Origin of the sequence: Streptomyces sp. NPDC006335 (assembly GCF_040612795.1) — a bacterium.
Lineage (GTDB): Bacteria > Actinomycetota > Actinomycetes > Streptomycetales > Streptomycetaceae > Streptomyces.
In genome coordinates this window covers 29,135-40,087 of the sequence record NZ_JBEXQX010000003.1, presented here as the reverse complement: position 1 = coordinate 40,087, position 10,953 = coordinate 29,135, and the positions used below count along the sequence as shown (strand labels likewise).

At 71.6% G+C, this 10,953-nt stretch carries 9 protein-coding genes and 1 pseudogene; 4 read left to right on the top strand and 6 right to left on the bottom strand.

Translation table 11 applies throughout. The features are described from left to right. Positions 1 to 97: 97 nt before the first annotated feature. Positions 98 to 550 carry an ATP-binding protein gene (locus tag ABZ098_RS11020; RefSeq protein ID WP_356589476.1) on the top strand — a complete coding sequence of 151 codons (453 nt, stop codon included), beginning with the start codon at positions 98 to 100 and terminating at the stop codon, positions 548 to 550. Between the two features lie 44 nt (positions 551 to 594). Here ABZ098_RS11020 and argF read toward each other — a convergent pair whose 3' ends face one another. Together argF and ABZ098_RS11010 are read right to left on the bottom strand one after the other, a co-directional pair. After that, entirely contained in the window at positions 595 to 1,602 is a 1,008-nt protein-coding gene (gene argF, locus ABZ098_RS11015; RefSeq protein WP_356589474.1) for an ornithine carbamoyltransferase, read from the bottom strand. 77 nt (positions 1,603 to 1,679) lie between these two features. Next, positions 1,680 to 2,903 (bottom strand): arginine deiminase, encoded by a 1,224-nt coding sequence (locus tag ABZ098_RS11010; protein ID WP_356589472.1) that lies wholly within the window; start codon positions 2,901 to 2,903, stop codon positions 1,680 to 1,682. A 123-nt stretch (positions 2,904 to 3,026) separates the two neighbouring features. Here ABZ098_RS11010 and ABZ098_RS11005 point away from each other — a divergent pair, with 123 nt between their 5' ends. Both ABZ098_RS11005 and ABZ098_RS11000 read left to right on the top strand, forming a co-directional pair. Next, positions 3,027 to 4,031: an SPFH domain-containing protein gene (locus ABZ098_RS11005; protein WP_356589470.1), complete on the top strand. Its 1,005-nt coding sequence runs from the start codon at positions 3,027 to 3,029 to the stop codon at positions 4,029 to 4,031. After that, positions 4,028 to 4,918, top strand: a complete 891-nt coding sequence (locus tag ABZ098_RS11000) for a hypothetical protein (protein WP_356589468.1) — start codon at positions 4,028 to 4,030, stop codon at positions 4,916 to 4,918. The genes ABZ098_RS11005 and ABZ098_RS11000 overlap by 4 nt, the downstream gene beginning before the upstream one ends. A gap of 58 nt (positions 4,919 to 4,976) precedes the next feature. Here ABZ098_RS11000 and ABZ098_RS10995 read toward each other — a convergent pair whose 3' ends face one another. The 3 genes and pseudogenes from ABZ098_RS10995 to ABZ098_RS10985 all read right to left on the bottom strand — a co-directional run. Beyond that, positions 4,977 to 7,520, bottom strand: coding sequence for a polynucleotide kinase-phosphatase (locus ABZ098_RS10995; protein ID WP_356589466.1), 2,544 nt, complete (start codon positions 7,518 to 7,520; stop codon positions 4,977 to 4,979). Beyond that, complete coding sequence (locus ABZ098_RS10990; RefSeq protein WP_356589464.1) at positions 7,517 to 8,995, bottom strand: 3' terminal RNA ribose 2'-O-methyltransferase Hen1; 1,479 nt, start codon at positions 8,993 to 8,995, stop codon at positions 7,517 to 7,519. Before ABZ098_RS10990 ends, ABZ098_RS10995 begins: the two co-directional genes overlap by 4 nt. 138 nt (positions 8,996 to 9,133) lie before the next feature. Then, positions 9,134 to 9,919, bottom strand: a pseudogene (locus tag ABZ098_RS10985) (TIGR03560 family F420-dependent LLM class oxidoreductase); the annotation flags it as partial. A gap of 218 nt (positions 9,920 to 10,137) precedes the next feature. Between ABZ098_RS10985 and ABZ098_RS10980 the strand changes: the two are divergent. Next, positions 10,138 to 10,302 carry a hypothetical protein gene (locus ABZ098_RS10980; protein WP_356589462.1) on the top strand — a complete coding sequence of 55 codons (165 nt, stop codon included), beginning with the start codon at positions 10,138 to 10,140 and terminating at the stop codon, positions 10,300 to 10,302. Between the two features lie 55 nt (positions 10,303 to 10,357). Here ABZ098_RS10980 and ABZ098_RS10975 read toward each other — a convergent pair whose 3' ends face one another. After that, positions 10,358 to 10,822 (bottom strand): DUF6099 family protein, encoded by a 465-nt coding sequence (locus ABZ098_RS10975; protein WP_356590488.1) that lies wholly within the window; start codon positions 10,820 to 10,822, stop codon positions 10,358 to 10,360. Between the last annotated feature and the right edge of the window lie 131 nt (positions 10,823 to 10,953).

Genomic DNA, 10,953 nt, shown 5'->3' with positions numbered 1-10,953 from the left:
CCTGCCGACGGGGCCGAAGGTCCCGTACGGAGCCCGCCGGAGGACCCTGCCGACGGCGCCGTACCATTCATACGGTTGAAAGCAGGACAGCCTGCTCATGAACGGACCCGCCTTGCAAGATCGCCCCTCAGCCTCCGCCTCCTGGCGCATCGCGCTGCCGCATTCCGCCGCGGCCGTGCCCGTGGCGCGTGCTCTGGTCCGCACCGCGCTGGCCGAGCTGGAGCACGGGGCGGACTGCGACACCGCGGAGCTGCTGACGGCCGAACTGGTGGCGAACGCCGTGGAGCACACGGCCGGCGACACCCCGATAGAGCTGGTCGTGGAGCTGCTGCCGACCGGCTGCCAGGTGGAGGTGCACGACCCGGACCCGGCACCCCCGGGTCACCTCACCCAGCCGAACGCCGGGGAGCCCGACCCCTGGCAGGAGCACGGCCGCGGACTGCTGCTGATCAGGGCGCTCAGCTCGTCGTGCGGGCACCGCCCGACCGAGACCGGCAAGGCGGTGTGGTTCCGGCTGCCGGTGGTGCCGCCGCAATGGCACCCGGCGTGACGACAGGGCCCGGTGCCGCCCCGGTGCGGCACCCGGCGTGACGCTCAGGCCAGCGTCGCCACCAGCACGGCCTTGATCGTGTGCAGACGGTTCTCCGCCTCGTCGAACACGACCGAGTGCGCCGACTCGAACACCTCGTCCGTGACCTCCAGGGACTCCAGCCCGTGGGTGTCGAAGATCTCCTGCCCCACCTTCGTCCCGAGGTCGTGGAAGGCGGGCAGGCAGTGCAGGAACCTGACGTCCGCGTTCCCCGTGGCCCGCAGCACGTCCATGGTCACCGCGTACGGCGACAGCGCGGTGATCCGCTCGTCCCACACGTCCTTGGGCTCCCCCATGGAGACCCAGACGTCGGTGGCGACGAAGTCCGCCCCCCGCACGCCTTCCTCCAGCGACTCGGTGAGGGTGATCCGCGCCCCGCTGTCCACGGCGAGCGCGCGGGCCCGCTCGACGACGTCCTGCGCGGGCCAGTAGGCCTTCGGCGCGACGATCCGCACGTCCATGCCCAGCAGGGCACCGGTGACCAGGTACGAGTTGCCCATGTTGAACCGCGCGTCACCGAGGTAGGCGAAGACGATCTCCCGGACCGGCTTGGCGGTGTGCTCGGTCATCGTCAGCACGTCGGCCAGCATCTGGGTGGGGTGCCAGTCGTCGGTGAGCCCGTTGTACACGGGCACGCCGGCGTACGCGGCCAGCTCCTCCACCTTCTGCTGGCTGTCCCCGCGGTACTCGATCCCGTCGTACATCCGGCCGAGCACGCGCGCGGTGTCGCGCACGGACTCCTTGTGCCCGATCTGCGAGCCGGACGGGTCCAGGTAGGTCGTCGAGGCGCCCTGGTCCGCGGCCGCGACCTCGAAGGCGCAGCGGGTGCGGGTCGAGGTCTTCTCGAAGATCAGCGCGATGTTCTTCCCGCTCAGGTGGCGCGTCTCGGTCCCGGCCTTCTTCGCGGCCTTCAGCTCGGCGGCCAGCTCGACGAGGCCGAGGAACTCCTCCGCCGTGAAGTCGAGCTCCTTGAGGAAGTGGCGCCCGGCGAGGGCGGTGGGGACAGTCGCCATGGGGGCGCTCCAGAGGGACGGGAACAGGACGCTGGAAGTCTATACGATGTTCAGCATTTCTATACAGACCCCCTTTTCTATACGGCCGCCCTCTCCACCGGACAGCTCATGCAGCGCGGGCCACCCCTCCCCCGCCCCAGCTCGCTGCCCGGGATCTCGATGACCTCGATGCCCTGCTTGCGCAGATGGGTGTTGGTGGTGGCGTTGCGCTCGTAGGCGACGACGACACCCGGCTCGACGGCGAGGACGTTGCAGCCGTCGTCCCACTGCTCGCGCTCGGCCGCGTGCACGTCCTGGGTGGCGGTCAGGACCCGGATCTCGCTCAGCCCGAGCGCGGCGGCGATCGCGCGGTGCATGTGCTCCGGCGGGTGGTCGGTGACCTTGAGCTCCTTGTCGCCGACGCCCGGCTCGATGGTGTACGACCGGAGCATGCCGAGCCCGGCGTACTGGGTGAAGGTGTCGCCGTCGACCATCGTCATCACGGTGTCGAGGTGCATGAAGGCCCGCCGTTTCGGCATGTCGAGGGCCACGATCGACTGCGCGGAGCCCTCGGCGAAGAGCTTGTGCGCGAGCATCTCGACCGCCTGGGGCGTGGTCCGCTCGCTCATGCCGATGAGGACGGCGCCGTTGCCGATGACCAGGACGTCCCCGCCCTCGATGGTGGACGGGTAGTCGGCCTGCCCCTCCGACCAGATGTGGAAGGTCTCGTCGCGGAAGAGCGGGTGGTGGCGGTAGATCGCCTCGAAGTGGACGGTCTCGCGCTGACGGGCCGGCCAGCGCATGGCGTTGACGGCGACCCCGTCGTATATCCAGGCGGAGGTGTCCCGGGTGAAGAGGTGGTTGGGCAGCGGGGCGAGGAGGAAGTCGTCGAGGTCCATGACGTGGAAGCGCACGGAGGTCGGCTCCGGGTGCGCCTCCAGGAACTCCCGCTTGGTCATCCCGCCGACGAGGGCCTCCGCGAGTTCCCCGGCGGGCAGCGCCTCGAAGGAGGCGCGGAGGTGGTCGGTGGCCAGCGGGCCGTACTCCTTCTCGTCGAAGACGCGGTCGAGCACGAGGGAGCGGGCCGCCGGAACCTCCAGGGCCTCGGTGAGCAGGTCGCCGAAGAGGTGCACGGCGACACCGCGGTCGCGCAGGACGTCGGCGAAGCCGTCGTGCTCGGCGCGCGCCCGGCGCACCCACAGCACGTCGTCGAAGAGGAGTGCGTCCTTGTTGCTGGGGGTGAGCCTTTTGAGCTCGAGATCCGGCCGGTGCAGGATGACGCGGCTGAGCCGCCCGGCCTCGGAGTCGACATGGAATCCCATGCCTCCATCCTGACCAACGGGGGACCTCTTGACCCCTCCGTCCGCCCGGCTTTCTTGTTCTCGTCCCCTTGACGACAATTCCGTCCCAGGGTTATCGTCTGACAGACGAAAAGAGGGGGCTCGATGGCCGACATCACCCGGCGCCTCGGTTGGCGCCATCTGCGCGGTGCGCCCACGGCGCACATCCGGCACCACCGCGGCGGCAGACTGCTGCACGACGGTCCGGGGCTCAGCTTCTGGTTCCGCGCACTGACGGCCGCGCTCTCCGAAGTCCCGGTGGACGACCGCGAGTTGGCCATGACCTTCCATGCCCGTACGTCCGACTTCCAGGACGTGGCGGTGCAGGCGACGGTGACCTACCGGATCGGCGACCCGGCCCTCGCCGCCGCCCGCCTGGACTTCTCCATCGACCCGGACACCGGTGTGTGGCGGGGCGCGCCCCTGGAGCAGCTGGGCACGCTGCTCACGGAGACGGCCCAGCAGCACGCGCTCGACGTACTGGCCCGCACCCCCCTGTCCTCGGCTCTGGTGGACGGGGTGGCGGCGGTGCGCGAGCGGGTCGCGGCGGGCCTGGACGCCGAGCCCCGGCTGCCGGCCACCGGCATCGAGGTGGTCGCCGTCCGCGTGATGGCCCTGAGACCCGAACCGGAGGTGGAACGGGCCCTGCGCACCCCGGCCCGCGAACAGATCCAGCAGGAGGCCGACCGGGCGACCTACGAACGGCGGGCCGTCGCCGTGGAGCGCGAGCGGACCATCGCCGAGAACGAACTGGCCAGCCAGATCGAACTCGCCCGCCGCGAGGAGCAGTTGGTGGAGCAGCGCGGCACCAACGCCCGCCGGGAGGCGGAGGAGCACGCGGCCGCGGACGCGGTACGGGCCGAGGCGGAGGCGACACGTTCGGTACGGCTGGCCCGCGCGGAGGCCGAGGGAGCGCGCGCGGTCGGCGACGCGAAGGCCCAGGCCCAGGCCGCCTGGCTGAAGGTGCACGAGGACGTCGACGTCGCCACCCTGCACGCCCTCACCGGGACCCGGCTCGCGGAGAACCTGCCGCACATCGACAGCGTGACGATCTCCCCGGACGTGCTGACGGGGCTCCTGGCCAAGCTGGGCGCGCGGGAGCCGCAGTGAGTCTCGCCCCACGGGCCGTCCTGGTTCACCGCACCACGGAGTACGAGGAGTTGGTGGCCCACCACGGCACCCACGGCCAGGCCGCCTTCTTCCTCGCCTCCCGGGGCCGGGACATCGGGGAGGTCGCCGAACGCCATGAGCGCACCCGCCGGGCGCTCGCCGAGGTGACCTCCGCGATTCCCCTGACCTGGCGTCAGGCCCGGGTGGAGCGGGCCGACCTGGACCGCTTCCTGTTCGCCCCCGAGGACGTGGTCGTCGTGGTCGGCCAGGACGGTCTGGTGGCGAACGTGGCCAAGTACCTGTCCGGCCAACCGGTGCTGGGCATCGACACAGAGCCCGGCCGCAACCCGGGCGTGCTGGTACGCCACCGCCCGCGGGACACAGCGAAGTTGCTGACGGCGGCCGGGGCGAGCGTCGACGAGTTGACGATGGTCGAGGCTGTCGCCGACGACACGCAACGGCTGGTCGCCCTCAACGAGATCTACCTGGGCGCCGCCGGACACCAGACGGCCAGATACCGCCTGGGCCTGGAGGGCGACGGGGGTGTCGTCGAGGCCCAGGCATCCTCCGGGGTGCTGGTGGGGACGGGGACGGGGGCCACGGGCTGGCTCCGCTCCGTGTGGCAGGAGCGGGGCGGTGCCCTGCGGCTGCCGGCCCCGACGGAGAACCGCCTGCTCTGGTACGTCCGCGAGGCCTGGCCCTCCCCGGCCACCGGCACCTCCCTGACCGCCGGCGAACTCCCCGCCCCCGCCCGCCTCCGCCTCACCGTCGAGTCCGAACGGCTGATCGCCTTCGGGGACGGGATGGAGGGGGACGCGGTGGAGCTGACGTGGGGGCAGACGGTGGAGGTGGGGGTGTGCGGGGAGCGGTTGCGACTGGTGGGGTGAGGGGGTGACCGATGGGTCGCCCCCTCACCCCCTCACCCCGCTCGACCCGGCCCAGGGCTCACAGCCGTGGGTCGACCGGCTCCGACTCCAGCGCCAGCACCCCGAACACCGCCTCGTGCACCCGCCACAGCGGCTCGCCCTCCGCCAGCCGGTCCAGGGCCTCCAGGCCGAGGGCGTACTCGCGGATCGCGAGAGAGCGCTTGTGGTTCAGGAACCTCTTGCGCAGGCGGTCGAGGTTCTCCGGACGGGTGTACTCGGGACCGTAGATGATCCGCAGGTACTCCCGGCCGCGGCACTTGATGCCGGGCTGGACCAGGCGGCCCTCCGTGTCGCGGACCAGCGCGCCGAGCGGCTTGACGACCATGCCCTCGCCGCCGCGGCCGGTCATCTCCAGCCACCAGTCGACGCCCGCCCGCACCGACTCCGGGTCACCTGTGTCGACGTAGAGGCGCCGGGTGGTCTGGAGCAGGCCCGTGCCGTCGTGCTCCACCAGGCGGTCCAGCAGGGCCAGTTGCTCGTCGTGCGGGAGCCCGGCGAGGCTGCGGCCCTGGACCGCGAGGATCTGGAACGGGGCCAGGCGGACGCCGTCCAGGCCGTCCGTGGTCCAGCAGTAGCGGCGGTACGCGTCGGTGAACGCGCTTGCCGCGTCGGCCCGTTCGCGCTGGCGGGCCAGCAGGTCCGAGACGTCCACGCCCCGGTCCGCGGCACCCTGGAGCGCGGCCAGCGCACCCGGGAACACCGCGCCGGACGCGGCGCCGACGGCCGCGTACTGCGACCGCAGCAGACCCGCCGCCTTCAGCGACCACGGCATCAGCTCGGCGTCCAACAGCAGCCAGTCCGTGTCGAGTTCGTCCCACAGGCCGGCCTCGCCGATCGCCGTCCGCAGGCGGTCGAGGATCGCCTCCGTCACCGACTCGTCGTCGAAGAAGGGGCGTCCGGTGCGGGTGTACAGGGAGCCGGTCGGGCCGTCGACGCCGAAGCGCCTGCGGGCCGTCTCGGCGTCCCGGCACACCAGGGCCACCGCCCGCGAGCCCATGTGCTTCTCCTCGCACACGACCCGCTCGACCCCGTCCCCGGCGTACTGCGCGAACGCCTCCGCCGGGTGCTCCAGGAACCCTTCGACCCGCGAGGTCGCCGTCGGTGCCATGGTCGGCGGCAGGTACGGCAGCAGCCGCGGGTCCACCGCGAAGCGGCTCATGACCTCCAGGGCCGCGGCCGCGTTCTCCTCGCGGACCGCCACCCGGCCCTGGTGCCGGGTCTCGACCGCCCTGCGGCCGTGCACGTCGGCCAGGTCGAGCGGCCGCCCGTCGTGCCCACCGGGCGCTTCGGACTTCAGCGGCTTGACCGGCTCGTACCAGACCCGCTCCGCCGGTACGTCGACCAGCTCCCGCTCCGGCCAGCGCAGCGCCGTGAGCTTGCCGCCGAAGACCGCGCCGGTGTCCAGGCAGATGGTGTTGTTGAGCCAGGTCGCCTCCGGAACCGGAGTGTGGCCGTAGACCACGGCCGCCCGGCCCCGGTAGTCCTCCGCCCACGGGTAGCGCACCGGCAGCCCGAACTCGTCGGTCTCCCCGGTGGTGTCGCCGTACAGGGCGTGCGAACGGACCCGGCCGGAGGTGCGGCCGTGGTACTTCTCCGGCAGACCGGCGTGGCAGACGACCAGGCGGCCGCCGTCGAGGACGTAGTGGCTGACCAGTCCGTCGATGAACTCCCGCACCTCGGCCCGGAACTCGTCCGAGACGCTCTCCATCTGCTCGATGGTCTCCGCGAGGCCATGGGTGTGCTGGACCTTGCGGCCCTTGAGGTAACGGCCGTACTTGTTCTCGTGGTTGCCCGGCACGCACAGCGCGTTGCCCGACCTGACCATCGACATCACGCGGCGCAGCACACCGGGGCTGTCCGGACCGCGGTCGACGAGGTCACCGACGAAGACCGCGGTACGGCCCTCGGGGTGGACGCCGTCGACGTAGCCCAACTTGCCCAGCAGCGACTCGAGTTCGGCGGCACAGCCGTGGATGTCGCCGACGATGTCGAAGGGGCCGGTGAGGTGGGTCAGGTCGTTGAAGCGCTTCTCGGTGACGACGGTGGCGTGCTCGATGTCCTCGACCCCGCGCAGGACGTGCACCTTGCGGAAGCCCTCGCGCTCCAAGTGGCGTACCGAGCGGCGCAGTTCGCGGATGTGGCGCTTGATGACCCGGACCGGCATGTCGGCCCGGTCGGTGCGGCCGGCGTTGCGCTCGGCGCACACCTCCTCCGGCACGTCCAGCACGATGGCGATCGGCAACACGTCGTACTTCTTGGCCAGGTCGATGAGCTGGCGCCGGGAGTCGGACTGCACGCTGGTCGCGTCGACGACCGTGCGGCGGCCGGCGGCCAGGCGCTTGCCCGCGATGTAGTGCAGGACGTCGAAGGCGTCCTTGGTCGCGCCCTGGTCGTTCTCGTCGTCGGAGACCAGGCCACGGCAGAAGTCCGAGGAGATCACCTCGGTCGGCTTGAAGTGCCTTCGGGCGAAGGTGGACTTGCCGGAACCGGAGGCGCCGACGAGGACGACGAGGGAGAGGTCGGTGACGGGGAGAGTCCGCCCCGTGCGCTGGGTCTCGGTCATGCCGCCTTCGCCTCCTTCTCGGTCCCGATCACGGCTGTACGCAATGCGAAAACTGCCATCTGGGTGGGCGGCCCGACCTCCGGGTCGTCCGGTCCCACGGGCGTGAACTCCACGTCGTAGCCGTGCCGTTCGGCCACCGACGAGGCCCAGGCGCGGAACTCCTCGCGCGTCCACTCGAAGCGGTGGTCGCCGTGGCGGACGTGTCCGGCCGGGAGCGACTCCCAGCGGACGTTGTACTCGACGTTCGGGGTCGTCACGAGGACGGTCCGGGGGCGAGCCGCGCCGAACACCGCGTACTCCAGGGCGGGCAGCCGGGGCAGGTCGAGGTGCTCGATGACCTCGCTGAGCACGGCGGCGTCGTACCCCTTGAGCCGCTTGTCGGTGTACGCCAGGGAGCCCTGGAAGAGCTGGACACGCGAGGCCATCCGCTCCCCCATGCGGTCCAGCTTCAGCCGGCGGGAGGCGATGGTGAGCGCCCGCACCGACACGTCGACGCCGACGATCTCGGTGAACTTCGGGTCCTTGAGCAGCGCCTGCACCAACTGGCCCTGTCCGCATCCGAGGTCGAGGACGCGGGCTGCACCGGCGGCGCGCAGCGCCTCCAGGATGGCCTCGCGGCGCTGGACGGCGAGCGGGGTCGGCTTCTCCTCGGTCTCGGTCTCCGCCTCGACGGCGTTGTCGAGGTCCTCGACCTCGCTGTCGTCGGCCTCGGCGAGCCGCACCAGCTCCAGGCGTTCCATCGCCTCACGCGTCAGCGACCAGCGGCGGGACAGATAGCGGCTGGTGATCAGCTTCTGCTCCGGGTGCTCGGGCAGCCAGCCCTCACCCGCCCTGAGCAGCTTGTCGACCTCGTCGGGGGCCACCCAGTAGTGCTTGGCGTCGTCGAGGACGGGGAGCAGGACGTACAGGTGGCGCAGGGCCTCGGCGACGGTGAGCCGCGTGGACTCCAGTTCGAGGCGGACGTACCGCGAATCGCCCCACTCCGGGAACTCGGTGTCCAGCGCGACCGCGTCGACGGTCACGGTCCAGCCGAGCGGCTCGAAGAGGTTCCGTACGAGATCCGGGCCGCCGCGGGCCGGGAGCGCGGGCACCTCGATGCGCAACGGCCGTGGCTGCGACGGCAGTTCGGGCTTGGCGTTGCACACCCCGCGCATCGCGCTGGAGAAGACCGCGCTCAGCGCCACCGCGAGCAGCGAGGAGGCCGCGTAGGGGCGGTCGTTGACGTACTGCGCGAGCGCCGCGTCCGGGGCGCCGCCGCGTCCCTTGCCCTTGCCGCGCCTGACCAGCGCCACCGCGTCGACCTCCAGCAACAGCGCGGCCGTGCAGCGCTGATCGTCCGCCTCGGGGTACAGGACGTGCGCCCTGCCGTAGGAGGTGGAGAACGCCTGCGCCTTGTCGGGATGCTTGTGCAGCAGGAAGCCGAGGTCGGTGGCGGGGCGCTCGGGAGTGCCGGTGGTACTGATCGTCAGAAACATGCGAGTGGCCTCTCCGGCCGGTGGACGGTACGGGGTGCCGTGCGCGCGCGAGCCCCCAGGACGGGTGATGATCCTGGGGGCTCGGCAGGACGACGCCCCCAGCTTCGCACAGGGGCTCCGACCAGCGCCTTCGATTTACTACAGCTGCGACTGGACCTGCGCGGAGATCAGCTCCAGGTGGTCCAGGTCGTCGAGGTCGAGGACCTGGAGGTAGATCCGGCGGGAGCCCACGGCGGCGTAGCGGCCGATCTTGTCGACGACCTCGGCGGGGGTGCCGGCCAGGCCGTTGGCCCTGAGCTCCTCGACGTCGCGGCCGATCGCCGCGGCACGGCGGGCGACCTCCTGGTCGTCCTTGCCGACGCAGACCACGAGGGCGTTGGAGAAGGTGATCGCGTCAGCCGCGCGGCCCGCCTCCTGGGCGGCGGCGCGAACGCGGCCGAACTGGGTCTCGCTCTCCTCGGGGGAGGCGAACGGCATGTTGAACTCGTCGGCGTAGCGGGCGGCGAGACGCGGGGTGCGGGTCTTGCCGTGGCCGCCGATCAGCACGGGGATCTTGTTCTGGGCGGGCTTGGGCAGCGCGGGCGACTTCGTGAGCTCGTAGTGCTCGCCGTGGAAGTCGAAGGTCTCGCCGGGCTCGGTGGCCCACAGACCGGTGACGATCTCCAGCTGCTCTTCCAGGCGGGGGAACTTCTCCTTGGGGAACGGGATGCCGTACGCCGTGTGCTCCTCCTCGAACCACCCGGCGCCCAGGCCCAGTTCGACGCGGCCGCCGGACATCTGGTCGACCTGGGCGACCTGGATGGCGAGGACGCCGGGGAGCCGGAAGGTGGCGGCGGTCATCAGGGTGCCGAGGCGTATGCGCTTGGTCTCGCGGGCGAGGCCGGCGAGGGTGATCCAGGCGTCCGTGGGGCCAGGGAGGCCGTCGGCGTCGCCGGGGTTCGCCGTGGTCCCAGCGGTCCCCGCGGCCCCACTCGTCCCCGGGCGGGTGAAAATCCGGCAGCGGTGCGGGCGGGGGCTGACCGTGCCAGTGACCGGCTCCTTCGGTGATCGTTGGGTCGGCGGAGCCGGCGTGTTGTCGCCGGTGCGTGATCCGTTACCCGCGTCGGCCCCTTCGTCGGGGTCCTTGGGCCGAGGAGGCCGTCATGTCCGAAGAATCCGCGCCGCTGACTGCGGGGGCTGGGCAGCCGAAGGGGTTGCTGCAGCAGATGGAGGAGTTGATGGCGGCGCTGAACGCGGATCTGTCGGCGTTGGACGCGGATCTTCAGGGGGCCGGGGAACGGGGTGTCGCCGAGGAGGAAGTCGGCTGAGGACAGTTGTCGGCTGCGGGCTGGCGGGGGCTGGTCGCACCCGCACATCACACCGTCACCCCGCCTCCGGCAACTCCTCCGCCCGGTCCGCCAGTCTTCGCAGCATTTGCAGCACCCGGTCCCGCGACTCGTCCGCCGCGTCGATCGCCTCCATGCACTGCCAGTACGTCGTCTCGTCGTCCGCCGCGCAGGCGAGACCGACCAGGGCTATGCCCACCTCGCCGAGGAGACCGCCGAGGTAGAGAAGGGCCTGGCGGGCGTCGCCCAGTTCGGTGAGCTGGGCGGCCCGCAACTCCGCCAGGGCGATGTCGGGGCGCTCCAGGACCCCGCATCCCCGCCCCGCGAGCTCGGTCAACCCCAGGGCCTCGCCCCTCAGTTCGGGTGGCCCGGCGACCGCGAGGCGGCTCCCTATCGCCTGGGCCAGGGCCTGCGCCTGCCACACCTCCGCCATGACCTGAGGCGCCTCGCCGCCCCCGGCCAGGGCACGCCTGCTCGTCACGATGAGCCGCACCGCGTCCATCGGCTGCCCCCGTCTGTCGAGACGTACCCCGAGCACGTCCGCCCGAACTCCCTTGTCCACTACCCAGAGTGAGCTCGCTCGGAACGAAAAACCAGAGGTAGACGGAAAATTGTGGACAACAAATCGGTCTC